This is a genomic window from Algoriphagus ratkowskyi (assembly GCF_002150505.1).
GTDB classification, from domain to species: Bacteria; Bacteroidota; Bacteroidia; order Cytophagales; family Cyclobacteriaceae; genus Algoriphagus; species Algoriphagus ratkowskyi.
Genome location: NZ_MSSV01000002.1, coordinates 267,865 through 293,018, shown reverse-complemented (window position 1 = coordinate 293,018; position 25,154 = coordinate 267,865). Strand labels below are relative to the sequence as shown.

Below are 25,154 nucleotides of genomic sequence, written 5' to 3'. Positions count from 1 at the left end.
GTGAGTAATTTAACTAACATGTCATGAACATTATCGAAATTTCAATTCAGATACTTACCAACTTGAAAAAGAATCTGGATATTCTGAAGTTGGATGGGGAAAATAAACTTATCCAGTTTGAATCAGCCTTTCATCTGGTAGACATGGCCATGGATGAGATCAAGCTCTTTATGGACAAGTATGATTTTGAATCTGAGCAAGAAGAGATAGAATTCTTTAAAAATCACATGTCAAACTTTCTCAAAGAATCTGTCTATTTCTCTGAGCTTTTTAATATGGAGTCGATCAAACCATCAGGGCCTGAAAAGGAAATCAAAAAGTTTTACGAAAAGGAACTGATCAGTATAAATGAGTTTCTGCAAAACAACCAAAACCTTTACAATTACCTATTGATGAAAAAGGAGAATCAGGATAGAGTGTTTTTCTTAAGAAGTGCACAAGCTCCTGTTTATAAACCTAATCTATTCTGGCATACACTCGACACCAGATATTGCACAGTATATACGCTATACTTTGCCAGAATAATGGGTACGTTGGCGTTGGCTGATTATATCCATGACCAACTACGGATTCTAAAAGTTTACGACAATCCTTATGATTCTGAGAAAAAACGGCAGTTATACTGGAGTGGAAAAAAAGCTGATCTGGTGGAGTTGGTATATGCATTGAAAACATCCTCTGCCGTAAATAACGGTAGTGCAAGCATTGCAGAACTAGCTACTTCCATCGGAGAGCTATTCGGCAAAGAGTTGAATGACTATTACAGAACTTTTCTCGAAATCAGATCAAGAAAGAAAAGCAGAACAGTTTTTTTAGATCAATGCAGAGAAAATTTAGAAGCCTATATGGATGAATTTGAAGAAAAGGAATGATACCTAATTGAGTTGGTGAAAAATCGAGGATTAACATGCAGAGGAGTTTAATCCAAAGTTTGAATTTTGATTTGTGCAATAGATGATTAAACATAGAGGAGATGAAAGCATTTATAGATACGCTTTTTGTGGAGATGGAAGAGTCACTAAAGCGGGTAACAAAGGAGACATTCACTGAGCTACAGACGGTCGAAAGATGTGGCAGGGCGGTCAATGGTATATTGATCAAACTCAAAGTATCTATGTCCGGATATCAGTTTAAAAATTTGGAAGAGGAAGTACTGTTTTTCAAAGAATACAAACCGATGTTTTTAAAGGAACTGATCTTCTATTCTGAACTAACCTATTTAGAGTCTAAAAAGCCAATTGGGAAAAAGGAGCAAGTGAAAAACTACTATCATCATATGATGGATCAGATGCAAGATTTTTTTGCTAGAAATCACCAGCTCTATATATATCATCAATTGGATAGAAGCGATCAGGATGAGCTTTTATTTTTGAAGGATTCTAAACCTGTGTCGTTGATACCTGACTATACGACTGATTTTGATCCAGAATTTTCCACTATCAATAGCAGCAACCTAGCCAAAATTATGGCCTATGAAGACCTGACAGAATACATCAAGAAGCGTTTGGTAAACTTGGACATGGGATTTAACACTTCAGGTGCGGATAAGTCCAGACATGAATGGACAGATTCGAAATCTGCCTTGATAGAATTAGCCTATGCGCTTCATTCAAGAGGGGCAGTGAATCATGGTAAGAGTGACGTGAAAATGATTATATCAATTATGGAGTCCCTTTTCAATGTAAAAGTCGGCAACTTTTACCGCACATTTCAAAGCATGCGCGACAGGAAGAAGGGCAGGACGATTTTCCTGGACAGCCTTAAAGACAGTTTGGTAAAAAGAATGGATGATACCGATATGGGATATTAAAAGGAAAAGCTATGTTTTGGCAAGATGTATTTATAGTATCGGTAGGTATTTGTCTTTTGGTAGGAGGCTTTGGGTTACGCGTATGGGTTGAGCGTAAGAGATTTTACCGACGCGGTCCCGGGGGGTTGCAGCATTTTTCCAGATATAGCAAAGCAGTCTTAATTTCTATGGGTGAGGGCTTCCTGATGTTTGTGAGTATTCCCGTGATGATCCTGGGAATGCTAATTTTATTTTTATGGAGCATTTACCTGATTGATAGGGGGAAGTATAAAATTAAAGACTCTGATCAAACAGAAAAAAGTCAAGCAGACCCAAAAGCCCACTTCCTTGTTCCAGCGGAAAAGGGCTTAAGTGAAAAGCAGATCTGCCCTATACAAAAGATTCATTCCCTTTGTACATGAATCTTTTGTAAAAGGCTGATTTGACAATTGGCAGTTTCTTTAACTTTTCTAATTTTTGAGATCTGCTGATAGGTACTCATGATATTTCTTTTATTTTGAATATTTCATGAAATCCCCCTTCTTTTTTTTCGGGTTTTACGCTGCTTTCGGATTGTGCTATCCTCGTCCATCCCTTTTTTTGATTTAACGTGATCTAATTGCCTGTCACTTTCTTTAGACGTTTCTACAATTGTGTCATTTTTTTCGCAAACACCATTGATCAGATCTTCTGTGAAATCATCCTCTCTACCAAAGGAGGTTAGGGGATTGGCATCAGGGTCAATTCTTTCTTCCCTTTTTCGGTCATCTATTTTTCTCAATGTCATAGCTTATTGTGTGTTTGTTAAATTTTTGAGTTTATGACTAAGCTCCGTAAGTCCTGCTTTATCTAGGCTATCAGAAATGATGGTATTCAGTTCCTCTTCCGACTCTTTGGAGATCTTCGTAATGCCACTTTCTGGTGTCTTGCTGTGCTTAATCCCAGCACCGAGAACTTCAGTGAAAAGTAAGACAGTCTTTCGTGGGATTTTCAGGTCGATCTTCACTGTGTCGTGCATTCCAGGAACTGCAAGCAACGTTTCGTAAATAGTTTCAAGTGATGAAATAGCCATGATGTAAATGGTTTTGGGTTAGAAATAATGATTCCCTAATCTACCTTCATCACTTTAAAATGGCCTATTTAGAGATTGATCAGGATGAGTATAATTAAAAAGACCCATTTATGGTTTTGCAAAAATTCTAAATTACTTTCAATTTCAATGTTTAATTTGAATCGATGAAATGGAATCTGTCTTAGGCAGTCAGGCAAAAGAAAAATTATACTTACAGAAATTATCACTAACCAAACGAGATTCCTGCAGATAGCAATCAGGATGAACATTAAAGAAAAATAGACCTATGAAAATCTTGGTTATTGAAGACGAAAAGGTACTGGCAAGTGATATTGTGAACTATCTCTCGGAGGAAGACTACCGCTGTGAGACAGCTAGCGATTTTGCGACCGCTAAGGAAAAAGTAAGTATGTATGAGTACGATTGCATTTTGCTGGACCTGATGCTGCCTGGAGGAGATGGATTTGATATTCTGGAGCATTTGCGCAGTCAGAATAAGCAGGATGGTGTGATTATTATTTCTGCAAAAAACACCCTAGAGGATAAAATCAAAGGTTTAAATATCGGAGCGGATGATTACTTGGCTAAGCCATTTCACCACTCTGAATTGGCGGCAAGGATTCATTCGGTGATTCGTAGGAAGCAATTTGATCCGTCAAACCTGATTACTCAAAACGAGATTAAAATTGATTTGCTTTCAAAAACTGTTCATATAGACGGGAATCCAATCGTTCTGACTAAGAAAGAATATGATCTACTGCTTTTTTTCATAGGGAATAAGAATCGGGTTTTGTCCAAAAGTGCTTTGGCCGAGCATCTTTCCGGGGATGTGGCGGACATGTTTGATAGCCATGATTTCGTCTATGCGCACGTCAAAAACCTTAAGAAAAAGCTCAATGAGGCTGATTATGGGAATTATTTGAAAACTATGTATGGAACAGGCTATAAGTGGGAAATATGACCAGGCTGCTCGATAAACCCTTTAAAGCGTTCACTATCTATGCGCTAGTGATTCTATTAGTCAGTATCCCGATTTACTTTTTGGTGGTGGATTGGATTTGGGTGACCGAGATTGATGATCACCATGAGATGACTGTGGAGCGGATTGAAAACCGATTTAAGGAAGCTCATCTCTCAGGTCATGATCTAGAAGCGATTCTTAATTCGTGGAATATGCTGCAGCCGAGTTCGTCGATCATGCCTATAACAGAAAATATAGCTAGGCCCGATAGCATATACGAAGTGACGAAGTACAATGAGTATGAGCTGGAATCGGATCGTTTTCGCGGGTTGCAAACGGTGATTGAGATTGATAAAAAACCCTATTTATTGAATATAGAAACCAACGTGGAGGAAGCTTACGAGACTATTTTTGCGATTGGTCTGGTGACTGTCCTGTTATATGGACTACTCGTTTTTGGCTTTATCCAACTCAATCGGAAGATCTCTAAAAGTGTATGGGAACCCTTTGACAATACACTTACAAAATTGAAATCCTTTGATTTGAGTTTGAGTAAAGGGGTGGAATTTGATGAGACTGACATTGAAGAATTTACAGAGCTGAATCAAACCATTACTAGGTTAGTTGCTGAAAATGTCAATGCCTATAATCAGCAGAAGGCCTTTGTCGCGAATGCTTCTCACGAATTGCAAACTCCTATTGCTTTGCTGAAATCCAAATTGGATATCCTTTTTCAGGATGAAAAACTTAGTGCCAAACAATCAGAACTGGTGAATGCCATACAGATTCCGTTGGCACGGCTAACCCGGGTGAATAAGAATTTGCTTCTGTTGGCAAGAATCGACAACAGTAAATTTTCAGATAGTTCCGAAATTGATTTTTTAGAGAAAATAGAGAAGAGTGAAGAGTTACTTCAGGATTATATTTCAGAGCGAAAATTGACTTATAATAAAGAAATCACCGGGATAGCAAACGTAAACTGTAGTCTTTTTTTGGCGGAAACGCTTGTCAATAATTTGCTCTCCAATGCGATCCGTCATAGTCTTGTTTCAGGTGAAATCATTGTACGAATTGGTGAAAATGAGATTTCATTTTTGAATTCAGGAGTCGAACGCTTGAAGGAAGAGACTCTTTTTAAGCGATTTTCTATATCTACCACTGATACGACCAACAGTGGATTGGGGTTGGCCATCGTGAAAGAGATCTGCAAGCAAAATGGCTGGGAAATCAACTATGATTTTTTGGATCATTTCCACATTTTTTCGGTACGCTTCAGTAAATTCTAAATGTCTTCTAAATCTCATGCGACTTTTGGGTAATCATAATTACCAAACCCAAATTTCTTATGAAAAAGTACATAACAATTTTATCAGTAGGCGTACTACTTTCGACAGTCGCATGTGCTCAGGAACATTCTGACGAAAAAGTTCCTGAGGCTGTGAAAACCGCCTTTTCCCAGAAATTCCCTGCTGCAAAAAAAGTAAGCTGGGACATGGAGTCTGCTACAGAATGGGAGGCTGAATTTAAACTGGAAGGGAATGAGTATTCTGCGAATTTTTTAGCTGACGGAACTTGGCAAGAAACCGAGCATGAAATCAACAAAGCTGATATCCCTGAGGCAATCAAGCAAACCTTAGCCAAAGATTTCGCAGGATTCAAAATCGAAGAAGCGGAAATTTCTGAAACCGCTCAGGGAAGCGTCTATGAAGTAGCGGTGGAAAAAGGCGAGGAAGAGTGGGAGTTGGTTTTCGATCCCAATGGTAAACTAATCGAAAAGAAAACAATCGAAGAAGATGATGAAGATTAAAAACTATTTTCTGATCACTTTTCTAATGTTATCTCAGGCTCTTTTGGCTCAGGAAAAAAAAATAAATGTGTCAGGAAAAATCACGGACAAGACCTCTCTGGAGGACTTGTCCTATGTTAATGTAGTGCTGAAAACAACCAAAGACGCCATTTTTGTGACTGGTGCTATTACCGATGAATCGGGACTTTTCACCTTAGTAGATGTGGCTCCAGGAGACTATGAATTGGAAGCAAGTTTCATAGGGTTTGAGACGGTGAGCAAGGCAATTTTTGTGGGGTCAAGTTCTGCATTTCTGAATCTGGGTGAGATTACGATGACTGCATCTTTCCAGGATTTGATAGCTGTGGAGGTAGTGGGGCAGGCGGAAGCAGTAAGTGCCAAAATGGATAAGAAAACCTATGATTTGGGTCAGAATATTAGCCAAAGCGGGGGCTCCGTGCTTCAGGCTATGTCCAATCTTCCTGGGGTAACCGTTCAGGATAGTAAAGTTCAGATTCGGGGAAATGACCGCGTAGCAGTTTTGGTCGATGGAAAGCAGACTGCTTTGACTGGATTTGGTAATCAAACTGGCTTGGATAACCTTCCATCCTCCGCAGTGGAGCGAATCGAAATCATCAATAATCCCTCTGCAAAGTTTGATGCAAATGGAAATGCGGGCATCATCAATATCATTCTCAAAAAGGAAAAGCAGGAGGGGTTCAACGGAAAAGTTGGCCTAGCGCTTGGTGTAGGAGCACTTTGGGAGAAAAAAGCAAATCTTCCGAGCATAAGGCCTCAGTATCAAGGCACACCAAAATTCAATCCTTCGATATCACTGAATTATCGCAAGAAGGATGTGAATTTCTTCGTTTCGGCAGATAACCTCTACACCCAGACATTGAATAAAAATGAGTTTGTCACCCGAACTTATAATGACGGAACTGTCATCAATCAGCAACTTAAGAGAAATAGAAATACCAATTTTTTGACCACCCGCGCAGGAATGGATTGGACGATAGACCAGTCAAATACACTTAGTATTTCAGGACTTTTTGGAAGTGAAAAGATAATTGATAGAGGCGATCAGCCTTTTTTCAATGGGAATTTTTCAGAGCGATTGAGGCTTTGGCAGTTCTTAGAAGACGAGCTCAAGACCACTGTGATGGCTACAGTAGCTTTCAAACATAACTTTGCAGATCCAGGTCATAGCCTTTCTGCAGGGTTGAATTATACTTTTCATCGAGAGGATGAGCAGTATTTCTTTACCAATATTTTACCAGCCTCTTCAGGTGAAGATGCTTTCAAATTACTTTCAGATGAGAACGTGGTGGACGTCATGCTGGACTATGTGAGGCCAATGAAGACTGGTAGGCTGGAAACGGGACTGAAGTTTAGACGACGTTGGATTCCGACCAACATGCAGTTTTTTCCCGGTGAAAACTCCCCGATTGATTCTCTGGCAGGTGGAGCAGCAACCTACAAGGAAATTATTCCTGCAGTATATGGTAATTACGTGTTTGAGTCGAAAAAACTAGAAGCAGAAATCGGGCTGAGATTGGAATACATCAAGCTGAACTATGATGTGAACCCAAATCATCCGACCTACAAAAGTGATGGGTACAATTACTTCCAGCCATTTCCGAATACCCGTTTTTCCTACAAAATCAATGGGATGAATAAGATCACAGCATCCTACAACAGAAGAGTAGATAGACCTAATGAGGTGGATATCCGAATCTTTCCGAAGTACGATGATGCGGAGATTATCAAAGTGGGTAATCCTGACTTGAAACCTCAGTTTACTAATTCCTACGAACTGGGATGGAAGACGGGCTGGAGTACTGGTTCACTATATACAGCAGCCTATCATAGACAGGTGGATGGGACGATCACGAGGATTTCTTCTACCTATGGAGACAGCAAGTTGATCTATGCCATCTTTCAAAATGCTGCAAGAAGCTACAATACTGGTTTGGAATTGATCTGGGATCAGGATGTCAATGATTGGTATTCTTTTGACCTAAATCTAACTGGATATCACAATCAGATCGATGCATTTACGGTGGAGAATCTCTATCCAGATCCACATGCATTTTCAGCAGATAAGCAGGAGATTTTCTCAGGAAATGCCAAATGGAATTCGAAATTCAAGTTTGCTGAGAATTTCACAGGTCAATTGACAGCCATTTATTTGGCTCCCGATATTATTCCTCAAGGCAAAATTCAAGGAAGATTTACTCTAGACATGGGTTTGAAAAAAGTGATCCAAGGTGGTAGTGGTGAATTGTTTTTCAATGCCACCGATCTGCTGAACACCATGGTGATCAAGAAGACTATAGATGGAAATGACTTCAGCTACACGAGTGCGGATTATTACGAGACGCAGGTGTTTCGGGTAGGGTATAGTTATAAGTTTTGATATGAGAAACGATAAGTATTTAGCCATGACTGTTTTTAAAAAATTTAATAAGGTAGCCGAGATCACTCTTCTTTTCTGGTTGATGAAGATTGTGGCTACGACACTAGGAGAGACGTTGGGAGACTTCCTCTCGATGACGCTAAACCTTGGTTACCTCACTGGTCTAGTTATTACCGCGGGATTCTTTCTTGTGGTATTGATGATCCAATTGTATTCTCACAAATACATACCAGTTTATTATTGGCTGGTTATTATTGCCACTACGACGCTGGGTACTGAGGTTTCTGACTTTATGGATAGAAGTCTCCATTTGGGATATACAGTAGGCAGCATCATCTTATTTGCGGGACTAATCTTAGTCTTATTTATCTGGTTCAAAAAATTCGGAACACTAGCTGTCTTTCCTATTGAAGATAAAAGTAAAGAGACATTTTACTGGATAGCGATTTTGTTCTCCAACAGTCTCGGAACCGCTTTTGGTGATTTTCTGACTGACAGCTTGGGGCTGAGCTATCTTATTGGAGCCTTTGTCACAGCGGGTATCATTTTGATTGTGTTCTTGTTACACCAGTTTACGCGGGTCAATCCAATAGTTCTTTTTTGGGTGGCTTTTATTTTTACCAGACCCTTTGGTGCCACATTCGGAGATTTTTTAACCAAACCACTAGCAAAGGGAGGCTTGGATCTAGGGACGTTAAATGCCTCAATTGTCTCATTGGCTATCATTAGCATTTTAATTTATATCTCCCACAGAGAATCTGTGAAGATGCGACAATCTGAAAATGAGACAGAATAGCAAGTGCCTTACACTTGGAAGTGGTCATTCCATACGAGGATTTAGAAGTGTTTTAGACAGTGAAGTTGTTTAAACAAATGAAAATAAAATCTAAAGGAATCACAATCGTCATACCCATCTACAATGAAGAGGAGGGGATTGCTAGGCTTTTACCGGCTTTTGAAGACTATATTAATTCTTCAAAATTTGAGGTTACTATTCTTTTGGTCAATGATGGTTCGACTGATAATAGCTTGAATGAAATCAAAAAAGCTGCTGCTTACAATGAGCATGTTGGTTTCATTTCGTTTGAGAAAAATGCTGGACTAAGTGCTGCTATCAGGGCTGGATTCGAAAAATCTGCTACTAAGTGGGTTGGCTACATCGATGCGGATTTGCAGACAGACCCTATGGACTTTCTGAGATTGGAAGCGATGATTCCAAACTATGATTTGGTGACGGGCAGGAGAACAGGGCGGAAGGATAGTGCGGTGAAGAAAATGTCTTCGACTTTTGCTAATTGGTTTCGGGATTCCATGCTGCACGATGGCGTTCATGATTCGGGATGTCCACTGAAAATCGTTCGTAGATCCGTGGCGCTGGACATGCCTTTTTTTAAAGGAATGCATAGATTCTTTCCTGCGCTGACGTTGATTCAAGGCAAAAAAGTCATTGAAATTCCTGTAAAGCATTTTCCAAGAGTTACAGGTAAATCCAAATTTAACGTGTGGAATCGGTTTTTGTCCCCCCTTCAGGACACACTAGCGCTGCGTTGGATGATGAAGCGGCAGTCTACGTATACGATTTCTGAGAATTCCATCAAAAGTTATAAAGCAGCAATCCATGAATAGTTGGGTGCTACTTGGAGTTGGTTTTCTAGCTCAGGGGCTTTTTTCAGCCCGATTTCTAATACAATTGGTCAAGTCTGAGAAAGCAGGAAAAGTGCTTTCACCGGTTATTTTCTGGCAACTCAGTTTGGTTGCCTCCTTTCTCCTGCTGGTTTATGGGACATTTCGCCAGGATCTGGTGATTGTCGGCGGACAATTGGTAGGCTATTTCATTTACATCCGAAACCTGAAAATCCAAAATGCCTGGCAGCTTTTCCCAAAATGGATTCGCTGGAGTTTCATTCTTCTTCCCGTGTTGTTTTTGGGGTACTTGGTCTTTCATGCCCACTATGACTTCCACAGCTTGGTGCACAATCCGGAGATCAGTGGAATGCTACTCACTTGGGGCACGCTCGGTCAGGTTATTTTCACCACTAGGTTTGTGGTGCAATGGTATGAAGCAGAGCGAAGCAAGGAATCACAATTCCCCTTGAGTTTTTGGTACATCAGTTTGGTAGGAGCAGTATTGATCGCTTCTTATGCGATACTTCGCAAGGACTCTGTACAGTTTATTGGTCAGGCATTTGGGATCTTGGTGTATGTGAGAAATCTGATGATACACTACGGAGCAGCCAATGAGGAGAAACTCAGTTTCCTCGATCGGATCAAAAGCATGAGAATGACTTTGCTCTTGGTCTTTGTCGGCCTGGTGTTGTTTTTCAACTTAGGAGCTTGGTCTGTCACCGAATCCAGTGAAGCCCGCTATGCCCAAATCGCCAAGGAAATGGTGCAAACCGGAGATTGGTTGCATCCTCAACTTATGGGGATCTACCACTACCATAAGCCACCAGTGACTTATTGGCTAACTGCTTTATGCTATGAAGTGATGGGGATTTCTTCGTTTTCGGCTAGGTTTCTCTTGCAGATTTCGGTGCTGCTTCAAATCTGGCTAGTCTATAAGCTTGCCTTTCTTTTCTTCAAGCGATCCAATCCGGCCTTTCTATCCGCCATGCTGTATGCCTCATTTCCAGCATTGATTATTGGAAGTAGGGCGTTGACGACAGATACCTTTCTGGCTCTATTCGTTTTGGCAGCGCTCTATTTCTGGTTTGATTTTTTGGAGAAAAGAAAAGGGTACCTACTGATGCTATGTTATATTTTTCTGGGTATTGGTTTTCTGACCAAAGGCCCAGTGGTGCTGATTGTGCCGCTTTTAATCTGGGCTTATCAAGGGCTAGTCATGAAGCAGAAGATGGGTTCGTTCAAAATTCACCTGGCCGGAATAGCCTTGATGCTGGGAATTGGATTGAGTTGGTTTGTCTTCTTGCACGTAGAAGATAACCGCTTTCTCAATTACTTCCTGTTCAAGCATACCATAGATCGCTTTGCTACAGATACCTTCCATCGCGGACAACCATTTTGGTTTTATGCAGTGGTTTTGCTGGGAACGGCTTTCCCTTGGATATTGATCTTACTGCGAAAGATTCCGCTCAAGCGGGCTGATTTCGTGAAAAAAGGAGCTATGCTGGTGATGTGGGTGCTTTTGCCATTGCTGTTTTTCTCGCTCAGTCAGTCTAAATTGGTGTTGTATATCTTGCCGCTGTATTCCGGGTTGGCGATTGGTGCGATTTATTATTGGGAAAAACTTACTGATCCGCAGCAAAAAATATGGGAGCGATTGCAGTTGGGATTTCATGTGCTTCTGCTGATTGCTTTGGTCTCTTTGCCGCTCATTGACCCAAAGATCTCCCTGAATTTCAAGTTTTACTTCATCTGGTTTATTACTGCGTCTCTATTGGTTGCCATGCAGAACGTAGATATCCGCAGAGTAGATCGAGCCGTTATTTCTGCTTTTATTTTTACCATGGGATTGACTGGCATGTCTACCTATTTTATGAGCCAAAATCCGGGCCTGACCAATGACACCCATCGAGTGACTGAATGGATTGCTCAAAATAAGCCTGCAACTGAGGAAGTGATCATTTATAATAAGCGGCTGCCATCGGTGTTATTTAATTCGGATTTGAAAGCGATTTCGGTGTATGATGGTGATGAAAGCTTAAACAGAGAAACACAGTTTCAGCAGAATGATAATTGGAAGTCTGGCTTGATCAATTTACAATCAGATTCTGTTTGGATTATTGGCAATGCTCTTGAAAGTTCAATTTGGATTTCAAAATATGATAGAGATTTGCCAACCCTTAATAGTACTAGTAGTTGGACTCAACTCAAGGTCATTGATGGGTGGGTAATATCTAAATTAAATAATTCAACTAATTCCTTTTGATTAAATCAAACGATTTGTTTGAAGGATGAAAGTATAATTTAATTCCCTAGCATGGTATTTTGATGAATATAAAATTGGTCATAATTAGAAATTGATCTGGATATGTATATATAATAAGTACTTTTTATACTTGTGTCTCCCGAGAGAAGGTTTGAAAATTTAGATGAGTAATTTTTTTTTAATGCTATAAAATCATTCTTCAAGATAGGTGGATTTCCTGTGTCCTGTGAAATCGGCAAGATGTACGGTTGTATCACAACCGGATCTTGAAACCCCTAACTCCGAAGTCGTGGGTTTTGAACTTGTAAAGTTGTTGAACTGTGAAAATGAACTGTGATGAAGGAAGAAACCAAGAGGAACAAGTGGCTGCACGTGAGACTGACTTTCAAAGAATATGAGAGAATACAAACAGAGTTTGCAGAAACTGTACAACAAAATCTAAGTGATTATGCCAGAAAATTATTGTTGAAAAAACCTGTGATTGGCAGATATCAGGATACCGGAATGCAGGAGCTGCTCGCAGAATTGACAGTGCTGAAAAGAGACTTGCATGGACTTTCAACCAACTATAATCAACTAGTCAAAAAATTAAATTCTGTTTGTGAAAATGAGACGAGTTCTTACTTGTTGCAAGGTCAGGAATTGCACAATACAATTCTAGTTTCATTGCAGTCGGTGAACCGATTTATCAATCAGACGGCGGAGAAATGGTTGCAATCATAAAGACAAGTTCGTCGCTTAGAAGGCCGTTTCACTACAATGAAAATAAGATGGAGCAAGGCGCGGCGGAATTGCTTCTAGCTGCTAATTATCCATCTCAAAATGCGGAACAGTCAGCTGATTTGCGACTGAAATTCTTATTGAAACTGGCACAATTGAATTCCAGAACTGCGGTAAATGCGATTCATATTTCCCTGAATTTTGCTCCTGGGGAGAACTTTGAAACCAAGAAATTACAGTTGATTTCCAAGGAATACATGAAAGGAATCGGCTTTGAAAACCAGCCTTATCTGGTCTATAAGCATAACGATGCAGGACATCCCCATTTACATATTGTCACCACTAATATTGAGCTAGATGGAAAGCGAATTCCCCTACATAATATTGGTAAACTGAAGTCGGAACCTACAAGAAAAGCATTGGAAAAGCTGTTTGGATTGGTGCCTGCAGAGTCACAAAAACAAGGGCTTTTTATAGCAAAGCCTGTTTCGATTTCCAGACTGGACTATGGCAAATCTGAGACTAAAAGTTCTATTGGGAACGTGCTTCAGCATGTGCTTAAAAGCTACAAATTCACTACCCTTCCAGAGCTTAATGCGGTATTGAAAGGCTATCGAATAGTGGCTGACCGTGGGACTGAAGAATCACGAATTTTTAAAAGTAGAGGACTGGTTTACCGGGTATTTGACGGAGAAGAAAATAAGATTGGAGTACCGATAAAGGCAAGCAGTTTTCACTTTCGAGCAACGCTGGATGCTATAGAATCCAAGTTTGAATCCAATTCGCTTGAAAAGAAAAAGCACCTCAATTCGATTCGCTCAGCAATTGATCTGGCTGTGTTGAAGATGCCTAAAAGTAGTCTGGATGAAGTAATAAAAAGCCTGGAGAAGCAAGGTATTGTCACAGTCAAACGGGAGAATAATGAGGGCCGATTGTATGGGGTCACCTTTGTGGATCATCGAACTAAATGTGTGTTTAATGGAAGTGCATTGGGTAAGAAATACAGTGCGAATGGACTGTTGGATCGAATAGGTCTTACTAGGAAAAATGACACGGTCGCTCCAGTAGCATACATCAAACCTACAAGTCAAAGTCATGAAAACCCAAGAGATCAGCGACCAATTCTACCGGTTATGGATAAGGAGAACAGAAGTTCCAATAGCTCTTTAAGAGGTATTTTGGAGATAGTAATTACTCCAAAGGAGACGTATAGTTATCTGCCATTTGAATGGCGGAAGAAGAAGCGAAAAAAGAGAAAAACACAAACAAAGTAGGGACTAAACTAGCGGGGGATGGGGATGCAGACAGGAGAAAACGAGCAGGGATTACGCAAGATTTTGGATTTGACCAGGTTAATGGGGATCGGGGTTTTGGGACTGCATTTTTATTACTATTGCTATACTACATTCAGTGACTGGGAGTTGGTTTCTGAACTGACAGATGGGGTGCTGATGAATATTCTTACAACTGGATTGTTTGAGAGTTTCCATACTTCCAAGTTCATTGCTCTAGGACTGTTGATGATTTCTTTGCTTGGAATTAAGGGTAGGAAGAGTGAGAAAATGAGTAGCAGAATCGCTCTGATTTACTTGGCTTTAGGACTGGGTTTTTACTTTGGGAGTTACTTTGTGATGCGTTTGCGAGTTCCGATAAAATGGATTTCTGTAATCTACATTACATTGACTTCAGTCGGCTTTTTGAGCATGCTTTCTGGTGGAACAAAGCTGTCAAGAATCATCCACGACAAGGTAAGTAGCGATGTTTTCAACACCGAGAACGAGACTTTTCCCCAGGAAGAACGATTGCTTGAGAATGAATTTTCTATAAATCTTCCAGCCCTTTACAACTTGAAAGGACGTATTAGAAACAGCTGGATTAATATCATAAATCCTTTTCGTGGATTGATGGTATTGGGGACGCCGGGATCTGGCAAGAGCTATTTTGTGATCCGTCACGTGATCACACAGCACATCAAAAAGGGCTTTTCAATGTTTGTGTATGACTTTAAGTTTGATGATTTATCGGCTATTGTTTATAATACTTGGCTGCAAAATAAGCATCGCTATAAAGTTGTTCCGGAATTCTATGTGATCAATTTTGATGACCTCACACGGAGTCATCGCTGTAATCCTTTGGCACCTGAAACCATGCTGGATATTACTGATGCAGCTGAATCGGCGCGGACGATATTGATGGGGCTAAACAGGGAATGGATCAAAAAGCAAGGGGACTTCTTCGTAGAATCACCAATCAATTTCCTGACTGCAATTATCTGGTTCCTGCGAAAATATAATGGGGGAGAGTTCTGCACCTTACCTCATGTGATTGAACTAATGCAGGCAGATTACGATGAGTTATTTACCGTATTGCGAACTGAAAAAGACATTGATGTACTAATCAATCCCTTTGTGAATGCCTATCTAAATGATGTGATGGAGCAGCTGGAAGGGCAGATCGCATCCGCTAAAATTTCCATGGCCAGGCTGTCTTCCTCCCAGTTATACTATGTGCTTTCCGGTAATGATTTTACGCTGGATATCAATAATCCTGAGGAGCCTAAGTTGGTTTGTATGGGGAACAATCCTCAGAAAATCCAGATCTATGGAGCGGTATTGTCACTCTATGTGAACCGTTTGGTGAAGCTGGTCAACCAGAAAGGAAAGCTAAAAAGCAGTTTGATTTTCGATGAGTTTCCGACGATCTATTTGAATGGAATGGATAGTCTAATCGCCACTGCCCGAAGTAATAAAGTAGCCACCACATTAGGGGTTCAGGATCTTAGCCAACTTAGAAAAGACTACGGTAGGGAGTTGGCTGATGTGATCATGGGCATCGTCGGGAATATCGTTTCAGGACAAGTGAATGGAGATTCTGCTAGGCAATTGTCCGACCGTATTGGGAAGATTATGCAGGATAGACAGAGTCTTTCGATTAATAGTGGTGACACTTCCATCAGCAAGTCAAAGCAGTTGGAATCAGCTGTTCCACCTTCCACTATTTCATCACTTTCGTCTGGTGAATTTGTTGGCATGGTGGCAGATAATCCTGATTGTAAACTGACCTTAAAAGCATTTCATTCTGAAATTATCAACGATCATAAGGCATTAAAAAAGGAGCAGGAAAACTATCAGGCAATCCCTGAAATCCGAAAGCTGGACAATACCATCGTACAGCGAAATTACCTTCAGATCAAGCAGGATGTGCAGGATATCATTCAGGCTGAGATGGGTAGGTTATTGAACGATCCGGGGCATAAGCATCTGGTGATCAGGAAGGATTGATTTTTTTTTGGTAAAAACCTCAATTTGAGATTTAGAAAAGTTATGGATTTTGGTGCCATAAAATTTTGATTTTGTTCTTCATGTATTAATTCATGCATATGCTTCTTAGTTGTTGAAGCGAATAGTCTGTCTGTTATTTATAAATCACACTCAATTGTAGAGGAGTTTCTGATTGGACATACATACTATCATGCTTGTATTTAGTATCTCTGGCCTATTAAAGAAATATTTTTCTTATATATCCTACAAATACAAAACATATTTATTACTTTTACTTTCGTAGGACATATAAAATATTTTGGTTATGAGAACTTATCTGGGCGAATTAGAAGAGCTGATTATGTTGACTGTAGGGGTATTATATCCTGAGGCTTATGGTGTTTCGGTGATGGATGAGCTTAAAGTACAAGCAGGCCGTACGCTGAATATCAGCTCTGTGCATTCGGTTTTAATACGTTTGGAAGATAAAGGTTTTTTAAAGTCCTATATGAGTGAACCCAGGGAGGAGAGAGGTGGCAGAAGAAAGAGAATTTTTACTCTTACGGCATCTGGTAAAATCGTGTTGGAAGAAAGTCAACTGTTAAGAAATCAACTTTACGCCATGATTCCAAAACCTGCTTTCGACTTTAAACTTACTTAAGTCATTCCTAATGAAACACAAACCTCCTAAGTGGGCAGAGAAATTCCTTTCATGGTATTGTAGGGAAGATTTACTAGACGAGATTCAGGGTGATATCTATGAGTTATTCGATCGAAAGGCAGTAGACAGTAAAAGGGCTGCAAACAGAGAGTTTGTCTGGAATGTCATTCGTTTTTTCAGAATTAAAAATATCAAAAAAAGAACCACAGATAACTATACAAACACAATTACCACCGCCATGTTAAAAAATAATTTAACTGTATTTTTACGAAGCTTTCGTAAAAATCCCGGTCACTCACTATTATCCTTATTTGGCCTTTCCATAGCCTTTGCTTGTACATTCTTAATTATCCTTTGGGTAAATAATGAATTTGCATTTGATAGATTTCATGCTGATTCTGAAAATATTTTTAAAGTTATTACCCATTTAGATGCGAATGATTCTTATCAAACACAGTTCACTGCTGGTTTCAATTTAAATGCAGGTAGCCTACCTGAGGTGGAGGAAGTCACTCATATTTCCACAGGCACAAGGTGGCCACACGAATTGTGTTTTAGTCCAGTAATTGAGTCTGCTGATTGTATCTATTTCAGCGGAGTGTATGCCAGCCCAAACCTTTTTTCTACTTTTTCTTTTCCAATATTAAGTGGAGATCCCAATCCTTTGGACGATGTAGCCCAGATTGCTATATCTGAGAAAATGTCCCATATGCTATATGGCGATGAAAGTCCATTAGGTAAAATAATTAAAATAGATGGGACGAAAGAAGTTTCCATTGCAGCAGTATTTAAGAATATTCCCTCTCAATCGTCCATTGAGTTTGATTTTGCATTGCCTTACAAGATTTTACAGCAACAGTGGGGAATTAATGATGAGTCCTTACAAAAGCAATTTTTTGATGTTTATCTGAAAACTGTTTCAAATGTGTCTTCCGAAGCACTCTCAAAAAAGCTAAATAATCCTTCAGTAATAGGCGAAGAATATATCTCTAAAAAAATCTCTTATGAGGCAATTCCATTCACGCAGTGGCATCTAAATAGTGTTTATGAAAATGGCAGACTTGTCGGAGGAAGAATTGATTACGTTCACCTTTTTATTCTCATTGCTTTGCTGGTCCTAGCAACTGCAGTTATTAATTTTGTGAATCTTGCAACTGCCAGGGCATCTCTCAGAGCAAAAGAAATCGGTGTACGAAAAGCTATTGGAGCAGTAAAAAGCAGCTTGGTGATCCAATTTATGAGTGAGTCATTTTTGATGGTATTTATCGCTTTTTTATTAGGAATCGTTTGGACTTTGTTGGCTTTACCTCAATTCAACACCCTTGTAGATGACACCTTATCATTATCGGCGTTAGATGGAAGTATGATGCTGTATATGTTCGGGTTTTTGATATTTATCACGCTGCTTGCCGGATTGTATCCTTCTTTGGTGATGTCTTCATTTCAGTCCGCTAAAATTTTAAAGGGTTTAGAGATCAAGAGATTTAATGGCTCTGTAAATATTCGTAAGACACTTATGGCATTACAACTATGCCTATCAATAGGAATAATATTATTCAGTACGGTGATTCATTTTCAACTGAATTTTATTCGTCAGAAAAATCTAGGATTTGATAAAGAAAATATGATCCGTGTGGAACCTACCTATAGATTGTTGAAAAGCTATGATGCTTTTAAAGATCAATCTCTAAAAAGTAAGGTCATTTCTGGTATGACTGTAACCAATTCCAATCCTTTGCATATAGACAGCAAAACAATGGCGGTAGAATGGTCGGGTAAATCTGTCGATACTAACATCAGCTTCCAAACAATCGGAACAATAGATAATTTCACCGAGCTGTTTGATTTAAAAGTACTAGAGGGAAGACAGTTTTTTGACCAAAATCAAACTGAAGAATCAATGTGGGCTGAGGCTATAATTACAGAATCGGCTGCTAAATTATTTGGTTTTAAAAATCCAATCGGCGAAAAAATAAAGATTCTTAATTATTTGGATTGCGAAATTGTAGGGGTAATTAACGACTTTCATACAGCCTCTTTGAAGGAGTCAATACTACCGGTAATTATCTATCGCAAACCAGTAGAGCAACTTTCGGGAATCTACATTAAGTATAAGGCTGGGCATGCAGAGGAGGCTATTCAGGATATCAATACTATTTATAAATCACTTGAACCAGATACTAGCATTAAGTATTGGTTTCAAGACGAAACTTTCGATAAGCTTTACAAAACTGAGTCTATTGCTTCAAATTTAGTTTTGGCTTTTTCCCTAGTTTCCATTCTAATAGCAATTATTGGAATAGTTGGTCTTGCTACATTCAATACCTTGAGAAAAACAAAAGAAATAGGGGTTAGAAGAGTATTTGGGGCAACACAATTGGAATCGCTGCTTGTGTTAGTGAGGGAATTCGTTTGGGTGATGACAGTGGCTCTGATCGTAGCAGTTCCGGTGGCATGGTTTTTCTCCCGACGATGGTTGCAATCTTACGCCTACAGAACTGAGATTCCATGGGTAACATTTGCCTTTATATTGATTGGAGCTATATTTTTGATCTTATTTATTATTTGGATCCAAAGCCAAAAAATTATTTCTACCAATCCTACAAAGTCCTTACGCAGCGATTGATTTGGTTTTATTTGAAAATCATATGTTGATCTATTGTAAACTAAACTCTAGCTTGATCTAGATTATAGTAAGATCACATAGAGCATACATTGTATTTATTGAGAATATTGATAACTCAAAATAGGCCATAATAGCTAGAACCATCAGCTCTAACATCCACAATTCTCTCGCTTTCATCAGTCAAATTCTATGTGATGGTGGCAGATAATCAAGATTTTAAACTGACTTTAAAAGCATTTCATTCTGAAATTATCAACTACCATAAGTCATTAAAAAAAGAGCAAGAAAATTATCAGCCAATCCCTGAAATCCGAAAGCTGGACAATATCATCGTGCAGAGAAATTACCTTCAGATCAAGCAGGATGTACAGGACATCATCCAGGCTGAGATGGGTAGACTATTAAATGATCAGGGGCAGAAGCATTTGTTGATAAAGAAGGGATGATTGAGCAGGGTAGAGAAAAATGGTTAATTACTTCACATGAATGTCATTTTGATATATATATATAGCCAAAAGGAGGAGAATCTAAATTGCCTTTTAAATTTTGAATGCTTCTAATCATGCTTTAAAATTCATTCGGGGTTTCATATCCGAATCCTTACGCTACTTAGTAGCAAATTGATAACAAAAACGTCAAGTTTTTTGATCAAAAAACTTGACGTTTTTGTTTGTGCATGCTATATTTGTTGCATGACAAGATTATCTGATCAAATAGCCAAAAAAATAGAAAGTCTTCCTCAAGACGTCAGTTTTGGATATGGACAATTGGGGCTGTCAAAACAAGACTATTCGTCAGCGGCAAAAATTCTGGAACGGCAGAGAAAAAAAGGGAAAATAAAGAAACTGTCGAAAGGCTTGTTTTATAAGCCTAAAATGACACCTTTTGGTGAAAAGACCCCAGCTGAAGATCAGATACTTAAGTCCTACCTCTATTCAAATGGAAAGAGAATTGCCTACGTGACAGGAACCTATCTCTTTAATCAAATGGGGCTGACTACCCAGGTACCGATGATAATACAAATCGCAAGTAGGGACAGGAGAATATTTATCAATCGTGGGACAATCAAGGGTACGGCTGTAAAAAGTTATGTGGACGTAAGTGAAGAAAACTACAGACTGTTAGGGCTTTTGGATGCCCTTAAAGATCTAAAACAAATTCCCGACCTTGATTTGAATCGGGCAATCATCATTCTGAAAAATCAGATTGGAAGCTTGACTGAAAAACAACTGACGTCACTTATTGAAAATGCCTTTAAATACCCTCCGCGTGTTCAGGCTTTGCTCGGGGCACTATTAACGGAGTTGGAGAAAAAGGGAAAAACAAATGAGCTTAGGGAAGCATTAAATCCACTTACGGTTTTCAAATTAGGCTTAGACTCAAAGCAACTTACTACTGCACGAGAATGGAACATCCAATGAACTTGCATGAAGATAAAGAGCTTTTTGTGGATGCTGTTTCAATTACAGCCCAACAAATGGGCTTACCAGAGATATATGTAGAAAAGGACTATTGGGTGACCCTGGCATTGCAGCGCATCTTCAGCAGCCCCTCTGCTGAGTATACCATCTTCAAGGGTGGAACTGCTTTGTCCAAGTGCTTTAATTTTATAAATCGATTTTCCGAAGACGTTGACCTTGTACTGAGAAGAGAAGAAGGTTTATCTGCCAATCAACTACGGCACCGATTGAAACGTGTCAGCAATGTAGTCTCAGACGTTTTACCTGAAATAGACGTTGAGGGCATCACCAATAAAAAAGGAATGATACGCAAAACAGCACATACCTATTCAAAAGTTTTCAAGGGAGATTTTGGACAGGCTAGGGATTTGATCATTCTCGAATCAAGCTGGCTGGGTGCCAGCGAACCGACTATTCAAGGGCAAGTTGTATCGTTTATAGGTCAGATGATGCAAGAACAAAATCAGGCAGACTTAATTGAAAAATATGGATTACAGCCCTTCACAGTAACCATACTTGCACCAGAGAGAACTTTGTGTGAAAAAATCATCAGTCTTGTCAGATTTTCAAACTCAGTAGATCCTGTAACAGATTTACGAATGAAAATCCGACATATTTATGATCTTCACCAATTACTTAAAGAGGACAATTTATCGGACTTTTTAACTTCCAGTGAGTTTGAGATGATGCTTAATAGAGTAGGACAAGATGATGATGTCAGTTTGCGTAATAATAAGGAATGGCTGTATATACATCCTTCTCAAGCTATGCTTTTCTCCGCACTGGATCAAACTTGGCCTAAGCTCTCGGGAACCTACACTGGCACATTTAAAACGCTTGTATATGGAGACTTACCAGAAATTGATGATGTTAAGAAAACACTGCAACGGATAAAGGACAGGTTACAAACAATGGAATGGAAGCTTGAGGCTGGTGATTGAGGAGGGTAAGATCAAAGTAGATATTCTAACCGATTTTTAAACCGAATTCAACAAAGTTTTTCTTAGGCAATGATTGACGTTTTTTTTTTATTTTGCCTCTTTCTCGAGAGCAAGTTCTTTGAGATAAGAAGCAAACAGGATTCATTTATTTATGGCAATCTATTGGTTACCAGTTTTTTAAGTGTTGAAAAAGCAAGATCACGTCAATCCTGTAGTTATATGTAAATATGGTTTGTAATTATCTCATATTCAATAATTTAAGTGAGAGGTTCATCCCCCTTCCTCTCTACATTTAAAAGCCCTAACTATCAATCCTTAAAATAGTTAGGGCTTTTTATTTTGAGTCAGTAGCGAAATCAGTAGCGAATTTGTCATGAGTTTTATGAAAAAGTTTTTCATCACCTGATTTAAACAAAGCGACACTAAATATTATTGTTTTCTTAGAGGAGAATTCATCCAGTAATCGTCTTTTTTGCTTAGTTTTTTACTTATCACCTCTTTGGACAATGGAACTGTTTTGTCAATGTATTCGCCATCCATGAGAGCGACTTTTGAGGGAAATATTTTTTGAACAAACAGTTCACGGAATTGGAACACTGTAGTATTGTTTTCTTTATCCAATTCTCTATTTTTCACATCCCTGATGTTCTGAGTGTTAATACTTAATTTGGAACTCATATCATCAGAATTCTTCTCCACAAATGCTGCTGCTGATTCCTTCAGGAATAATGTGACTTGCCGTTCTGCAGTCAGCTGAGCTAATTGGATTCCGAGTTTTTTACCTTCCAGCATAAAGTTGTAATTGCTTGTGTCGCTAATTGAGGATTGTTCTGGGATACTATTTAGATCCAAGATGAAAGCTTTCTTGTCTTCGCTGTAGGAAAATTCTATGACTTTGAAGTCTGTGTCATTCTGGGTTTTAAATCCATTATTAAAAGAGATATAGTTTAGGTACATGTATTGGTCAACGCGGGAATATTCCGTTTGGATATTATACATTAATTGGGTCTCCTTCATAGTTTTATTATAAGTGGAGTATTCTATTTTATGGATAGCAAAGTTATCTTTCTCAATAAATAACTTGCCTTCAGAAAAATTACGCGGCCCCCCAGCATCAAATCTAGATTTGAAGGAGATACAATATAGAGGTATCTTGTCGAGAAAAACTTCCTCTTCCATTTCAAGAAAATGGTTGTTTTCGAAATCGTCAATAAATACGTCGACAAAAGAAAACGAAAACCGGTCGTTGTTCCTAATGGCGTCATGGAGCCTCAGAATACTAAGTTCGCTTCCCCCTAGAGGTGAGAGTACTGCATTTGGAATATATTTATTTTCGCCTCTTCCATATTTGGCAGGCTCATTGTCATAAGGCTTAGTTGTGGTAGTATCTATTGGGAAGTCTGTGTTTTGTTTGAATTCGTAAAGCTCAATAGCTGTTTCAACTAAATCATTGCTGGGAAATCCTCGATCATATATTTCCACAATGGCTTCATTTAGATTGAGGTAATTCGTGTCCAGTAATTGGTAGTCTCTGTAATACCCAATATATGAAAATGGCTCTTGGGGATAATTCACCTTTAGGTTATCGATGGCCAGATTCAGCACTTTTGATGCCGACAGGTTCTTCTTCTTTTTTGTTGTAACTACTACCTCATCTAAAGAACTGATAGATGGAGCTATTTTTATGAAGTTGATGACAGAGTCTTGAAGGTCTCTTAATGCTACAGTTTTGCTGGTATAACCTATACAAGAGATTGTGAGTGAGTCGGCTGCATTTCTGTATTCTATTGGGATTTGAAAATCCCCGTTTCCGTTAGAAACAACCCCTAACATTTTAGCCTTTACTTTAATACTTGCAAAAGGAATGGGTGAAGTCGTTTGACTATCGATGACTTTACCATTTATGGCCTTATCCTGACCATATAGCAAACTATATTGGCTTAGGAATAGCAATAAAACTATGATTCTCTTAACTGCTAATGACATGTGATCGTTACGTTTTAAATAAAACATCTTCTGGTCTTATTTTCACATGAAAAAGAAAAAAGTGGCTTGCCTGCTTCCTAAGGTGTTTTCCATAGAATTATTTTTTGATTATTTCTTTTAATCTAATTGATCTGTCGTTAATCTCCATCTTGGATAGAAAAAACAATGGTCTGATTTTCAAATATATATATAGTTAAAGATATTCCAGTCAAATAACTGTCAAATAGGATTTTGTTCATTTCACAAAAAAAATTCCCTTACAAAAATGTATTCGCCTCCTATCTCAAAAAACGACCGTTTTGTGAGACAGTTTCTCGCTGGGTAATATCTCTTTCTAAGGGATACCATTTTGTTTCAAAAAATCATTTTATAAATCAAAGTCTCAAAAACTAAGAATCCACCCTTTTATGAAATTGCTAATCCTTATTTTTTATGATGGAAAGGGTAATGCATAGAAGGAATGTGTTTTCTTACCAAAAAAAGAAGGGGTAGACTGAATCCACCCCACAATAGTAATATGATTTTTAGAAATTAATAATTCCGATTCAATACACTGATCACTAGTTTCTTCACCGTGTCCATTTCTTCAGGTTTACTTGAAGCAATAAAAAGAGTCAGGCTGGCTAGTGCGTCATTGCTGATAATTGAAATTTCTTCCCTATTGTGAAGCAAATCATTTGATTGCAAAAAGAGAAGGAAGCATGCTGCTGCAATTCTTTTATTTCCGTCAACGAATCCGTGATTCTTCACAATTAAGTATAGAAGTGTTGCGGCTTTTTCTTCTAGGGTAGGGTAGAAATCTTCATCTCCAAAGCCTTTAGTGATTTGTGAAATAGCACTTTCAAAGCTTCCATCTTTTTCCCTCCCAAATACACCAGATTCAAAATCTGATCTCATGGCTAAAATCACCATTTTATAATCACTTAGTTCTGGGTAGTTGGCTTGTCTCTTATTTAAACCTTTTTTATCAAGGTTCTCATGATCATAATCGTCCAATAATTCTAAACCCTTTGCAAATTGGTTCAGCCAATCCAAGTTTTGATCCTGAGCTTTTTGCTCAATTGCTCTGCTTAAAATCCGAATTCCATCTTTCAGAGTTTGGACTTCTTGTTGCTTCTGAGAAAGCCTCTCCTCATTGATAGCGTAACCTTGGACAAGGAAGTCTTTGAGTCGCTGGGTAGCCCACTGTCGGAATTGAGTGCCTTGTTGTGATTTGACCCGATAACCAACTGATATGATTACATCTAGATTATAAAATGTAACGGGCTTGTCTGAAGTGGCAATATGCATTTTTTGCATATTGCTTTTTTCATCCAGCTCACCTTCCTTAAAAATTTTTCTAATGTGTCTTGATATAACTGATTGATCTCGATGAAAGAGTTGAACGAGTTGCTCTTGAGAAAGCCAAACTGTCTCTTGCTCAAACTTCACTTCAATTTGAGTCTGGCCATCATTACCCTGATATATTTCGATTAGATTTTCCATTAGTAACGTTCTATTTAAAATTCATTTATGAGTTTCCGACTTCTTATAAGTTGGAAGAATTAATTTTTTGGGATATTTCTTCAGATCTACATATGAAAT

22 protein-coding genes are annotated in these 25,154 nt (G+C 38.8%); 18 read left to right on the top strand and 4 right to left on the bottom strand.

Translation table 11 applies throughout. From position 1 onward, the window contains the following. The first annotated feature begins 23 nt into the window (after positions 1-23). From BVH02_RS02925 to BVH02_RS02915, 3 genes are all read left to right on the top strand, one after another. Positions 24-872, top strand: coding sequence for an RteC domain-containing protein (locus BVH02_RS02925; protein ID WP_086498722.1), 849 nt, complete (start codon positions 24-26; stop codon positions 870-872). A gap of 101 nt (positions 873-973) precedes the next feature. Beyond that, positions 974-1,810, top strand: a complete 837-nt coding sequence (locus BVH02_RS02920; protein WP_086498720.1) for an RteC domain-containing protein — start codon at positions 974-976, stop codon at positions 1,808-1,810. Between the two features lie 11 nt (positions 1,811-1,821). Next, positions 1,822-2,211, top strand: a complete 390-nt coding sequence (locus BVH02_RS02915; protein WP_086498718.1) for a hypothetical protein — start codon at positions 1,822-1,824, stop codon at positions 2,209-2,211. A 104-nt stretch (positions 2,212-2,315) separates the two neighbouring features. Here BVH02_RS02915 and BVH02_RS02910 read toward each other — a convergent pair whose 3' ends face one another. Continuing rightward, positions 2,316-2,576: a hypothetical protein gene (locus tag BVH02_RS02910; RefSeq protein ID WP_086498716.1), complete on the bottom strand. Its 261-nt coding sequence runs from the start codon at positions 2,574-2,576 to the stop codon at positions 2,316-2,318. Positions 2,577-2,579: 3 nt separating this feature from the next. After that, on the bottom strand, positions 2,580-2,861 hold the full coding sequence (locus tag BVH02_RS02905) for a hypothetical protein (protein ID WP_086498714.1): 282 nt from the start codon (positions 2,859-2,861) through the stop codon (positions 2,580-2,582). Between the two features lie 286 nt (positions 2,862-3,147). On the opposite strand from BVH02_RS02905, the gene BVH02_RS02900 reads away from it, so the two are divergent. The 15 genes from BVH02_RS02900 to BVH02_RS02830 all read left to right on the top strand — a co-directional run bounded on the left by BVH02_RS02900 (position 3,148) and on the right by BVH02_RS02830 (position 21,584). After that, complete coding sequence (locus BVH02_RS02900; protein WP_086498712.1) at positions 3,148-3,822, top strand: response regulator transcription factor; 675 nt, start codon at positions 3,148-3,150, stop codon at positions 3,820-3,822. Beyond that, complete coding sequence (locus BVH02_RS02895) at positions 3,819-5,108, top strand: sensor histidine kinase (protein ID WP_086498710.1); 1,290 nt, start codon at positions 3,819-3,821, stop codon at positions 5,106-5,108. The genes BVH02_RS02900 and BVH02_RS02895 overlap by 4 nt, the downstream gene beginning before the upstream one ends. Positions 5,109-5,167: 59 nt before the next feature. Beyond that, positions 5,168-5,629, top strand: coding sequence for a PepSY-like domain-containing protein (locus tag BVH02_RS02890; RefSeq protein ID WP_086498708.1), 462 nt, complete (start codon positions 5,168-5,170; stop codon positions 5,627-5,629). Then, entirely contained in the window at positions 5,616-8,027 is a 2,412-nt protein-coding gene (locus tag BVH02_RS02885; protein WP_086498706.1) for a TonB-dependent receptor domain-containing protein, read from the top strand. Before BVH02_RS02890 ends, BVH02_RS02885 begins: the two co-directional genes overlap by 14 nt. Before the next feature lies 1 nt (position 8,028). Next, positions 8,029-8,823: a COG4705 family protein gene (locus BVH02_RS02880; protein ID WP_223271796.1), complete on the top strand. Its 795-nt coding sequence runs from the start codon at positions 8,029-8,031 to the stop codon at positions 8,821-8,823. Positions 8,824-8,900: 77 nt separating this feature from the next. Beyond that, positions 8,901-9,653: a glycosyltransferase family 2 protein gene (locus tag BVH02_RS02875; protein WP_086498704.1), complete on the top strand. Its 753-nt coding sequence runs from the start codon at positions 8,901-8,903 to the stop codon at positions 9,651-9,653. Then, the gene (locus tag BVH02_RS02870; RefSeq protein ID WP_086498702.1) at positions 9,646-11,916 is read left to right on the top strand and encodes a lipid-A-disaccharide synthase N-terminal domain-containing protein; all 2,271 of its coding nucleotides are present in this window, start codon (positions 9,646-9,648) and stop codon (positions 11,914-11,916) included. Before BVH02_RS02875 ends, BVH02_RS02870 begins: the two co-directional genes overlap by 8 nt. A 336-nt stretch (positions 11,917-12,252) precedes the next feature. Continuing rightward, positions 12,253-12,639 (top strand): plasmid mobilization protein, encoded by a 387-nt coding sequence (locus tag BVH02_RS02865; RefSeq protein ID WP_086498700.1) that lies wholly within the window; start codon positions 12,253-12,255, stop codon positions 12,637-12,639. Next, positions 12,624-13,910 (top strand): relaxase/mobilization nuclease domain-containing protein, encoded by a 1,287-nt coding sequence (locus BVH02_RS02860; protein ID WP_086498698.1) that lies wholly within the window; start codon positions 12,624-12,626, stop codon positions 13,908-13,910. Before BVH02_RS02865 ends, BVH02_RS02860 begins: the two co-directional genes overlap by 16 nt. Before the next feature lie 18 nt (positions 13,911-13,928). Continuing rightward, a complete protein-coding gene (gene mobC / locus BVH02_RS02855) occupies positions 13,929-15,917 on the top strand; it encodes a conjugal transfer protein MobC (RefSeq protein WP_223271797.1) in 1,989 nt (662 codons plus the stop codon). A gap of 304 nt (positions 15,918-16,221) precedes the next feature. Continuing rightward, positions 16,222-16,557, top strand: coding sequence for a helix-turn-helix transcriptional regulator (locus BVH02_RS02850; RefSeq protein WP_086498696.1), 336 nt, complete (start codon positions 16,222-16,224; stop codon positions 16,555-16,557). Between the two features lie 10 nt (positions 16,558-16,567). Next, positions 16,568-19,183 (top strand): ABC transporter permease, encoded by a 2,616-nt coding sequence (locus BVH02_RS02845; RefSeq protein ID WP_086498694.1) that lies wholly within the window; start codon positions 16,568-16,570, stop codon positions 19,181-19,183. A gap of 194 nt (positions 19,184-19,377) precedes the next feature. Then, positions 19,378-19,629: a hypothetical protein gene (locus BVH02_RS02840; protein ID WP_086498692.1), complete on the top strand. Its 252-nt coding sequence runs from the start codon at positions 19,378-19,380 to the stop codon at positions 19,627-19,629. 246 nt (positions 19,630-19,875) lie between these two features. After that, on the top strand, positions 19,876-20,604 hold the full coding sequence (locus BVH02_RS02835) for a DUF6088 family protein (RefSeq protein WP_086498690.1): 729 nt from the start codon (positions 19,876-19,878) through the stop codon (positions 20,602-20,604). Beyond that, on the top strand, positions 20,589-21,584 hold the full coding sequence (locus BVH02_RS02830; protein ID WP_223271798.1) for a nucleotidyl transferase AbiEii/AbiGii toxin family protein: 996 nt from the start codon (positions 20,589-20,591) through the stop codon (positions 21,582-21,584). Before BVH02_RS02835 ends, BVH02_RS02830 begins: the two co-directional genes overlap by 16 nt. A gap of 429 nt (positions 21,585-22,013) precedes the next feature. Here the strand turns inward: BVH02_RS02830 and BVH02_RS02825 are convergent, their stop codons facing one another. Both BVH02_RS02825 and rhuM read right to left on the bottom strand, forming a co-directional pair. Beyond that, complete coding sequence (locus BVH02_RS02825) at positions 22,014-23,570, bottom strand: carboxypeptidase-like regulatory domain-containing protein (protein ID WP_158093852.1); 1,557 nt, start codon at positions 23,568-23,570, stop codon at positions 22,014-22,016. Positions 23,571-24,101: 531 nt separating this feature from the next. After that, complete coding sequence (gene rhuM / locus BVH02_RS02820) at positions 24,102-25,055, bottom strand: RhuM family protein (RefSeq protein ID WP_086498687.1); 954 nt, start codon at positions 25,053-25,055, stop codon at positions 24,102-24,104. Positions 25,056-25,154 lie beyond the last annotated feature (99 nt).

What these genes read in the sequence shown, in the direction of transcription:
- BVH02_RS02920 (WP_086498720.1), top strand. Translation starts at nt 974, where the DNA reads ATGAAAGCATTTATAGATACGCTTTTTGTGGAGATGGAAGAGTCACTA.
- BVH02_RS02915 (WP_086498718.1), top strand. Translation starts at nt 1,822, where the DNA reads ATGTTTTGGCAAGATGTATTTATAGTATCGGTAGGTATTTGTCTTTTG.
- BVH02_RS02825 (WP_158093852.1), bottom strand. Translation starts at nt 23,570, where the DNA reads ATGTCATTAGCAGTTAAGAGAATCATAGTTTTATTGCTATTCCTAAGC.
- BVH02_RS02865 (WP_086498700.1), top strand. Translation starts at nt 12,253, where the DNA reads ATGAAGGAAGAAACCAAGAGGAACAAGTGGCTGCACGTGAGACTGACT.
- BVH02_RS02860 (WP_086498698.1), top strand. Translation starts at nt 12,624, where the DNA reads ATGGTTGCAATCATAAAGACAAGTTCGTCGCTTAGAAGGCCGTTTCAC.
- BVH02_RS02845 (WP_086498694.1), top strand. Translation starts at nt 16,568, where the DNA reads ATGAAACACAAACCTCCTAAGTGGGCAGAGAAATTCCTTTCATGGTAT.
- BVH02_RS02850 (WP_086498696.1), top strand. Translation starts at nt 16,222, where the DNA reads ATGAGAACTTATCTGGGCGAATTAGAAGAGCTGATTATGTTGACTGTA.
- BVH02_RS02885 (WP_086498706.1), top strand. Translation starts at nt 5,616, where the DNA reads ATGATGAAGATTAAAAACTATTTTCTGATCACTTTTCTAATGTTATCT.
- BVH02_RS02895 (WP_086498710.1), top strand. Translation starts at nt 3,819, where the DNA reads ATGACCAGGCTGCTCGATAAACCCTTTAAAGCGTTCACTATCTATGCG.
- BVH02_RS02880 (WP_223271796.1), top strand. Translation starts at nt 8,029, where the DNA reads ATGAGAAACGATAAGTATTTAGCCATGACTGTTTTTAAAAAATTTAAT.
- BVH02_RS02905 (WP_086498714.1), bottom strand. Translation starts at nt 2,861, where the DNA reads ATGGCTATTTCATCACTTGAAACTATTTACGAAACGTTGCTTGCAGTT.
- rhuM (WP_086498687.1), bottom strand. Translation starts at nt 25,055, where the DNA reads ATGGAAAATCTAATCGAAATATATCAGGGTAATGATGGCCAGACTCAA.
- BVH02_RS02910 (WP_086498716.1), bottom strand. Translation starts at nt 2,576, where the DNA reads ATGACATTGAGAAAAATAGATGACCGAAAAAGGGAAGAAAGAATTGAC.
- BVH02_RS02835 (WP_086498690.1), top strand. Translation starts at nt 19,876, where the DNA reads ATGACAAGATTATCTGATCAAATAGCCAAAAAAATAGAAAGTCTTCCT.
- BVH02_RS02870 (WP_086498702.1), top strand. Translation starts at nt 9,646, where the DNA reads ATGAATAGTTGGGTGCTACTTGGAGTTGGTTTTCTAGCTCAGGGGCTT.
- BVH02_RS02830 (WP_223271798.1), top strand. Translation starts at nt 20,589, where the DNA reads ATGGAACATCCAATGAACTTGCATGAAGATAAAGAGCTTTTTGTGGAT.
- BVH02_RS02840 (WP_086498692.1), top strand. Translation starts at nt 19,378, where the DNA reads ATGGTGGCAGATAATCAAGATTTTAAACTGACTTTAAAAGCATTTCAT.
- BVH02_RS02925 (WP_086498722.1), top strand. Translation starts at nt 24, where the DNA reads ATGAACATTATCGAAATTTCAATTCAGATACTTACCAACTTGAAAAAG.
- BVH02_RS02875 (WP_086498704.1), top strand. Translation starts at nt 8,901, where the DNA reads ATGAAAATAAAATCTAAAGGAATCACAATCGTCATACCCATCTACAAT.
- BVH02_RS02900 (WP_086498712.1), top strand. Translation starts at nt 3,148, where the DNA reads ATGAAAATCTTGGTTATTGAAGACGAAAAGGTACTGGCAAGTGATATT.
- mobC (WP_223271797.1), top strand. Translation starts at nt 13,929, where the DNA reads ATGGGGATGCAGACAGGAGAAAACGAGCAGGGATTACGCAAGATTTTG.
- BVH02_RS02890 (WP_086498708.1), top strand. Translation starts at nt 5,168, where the DNA reads ATGAAAAAGTACATAACAATTTTATCAGTAGGCGTACTACTTTCGACA.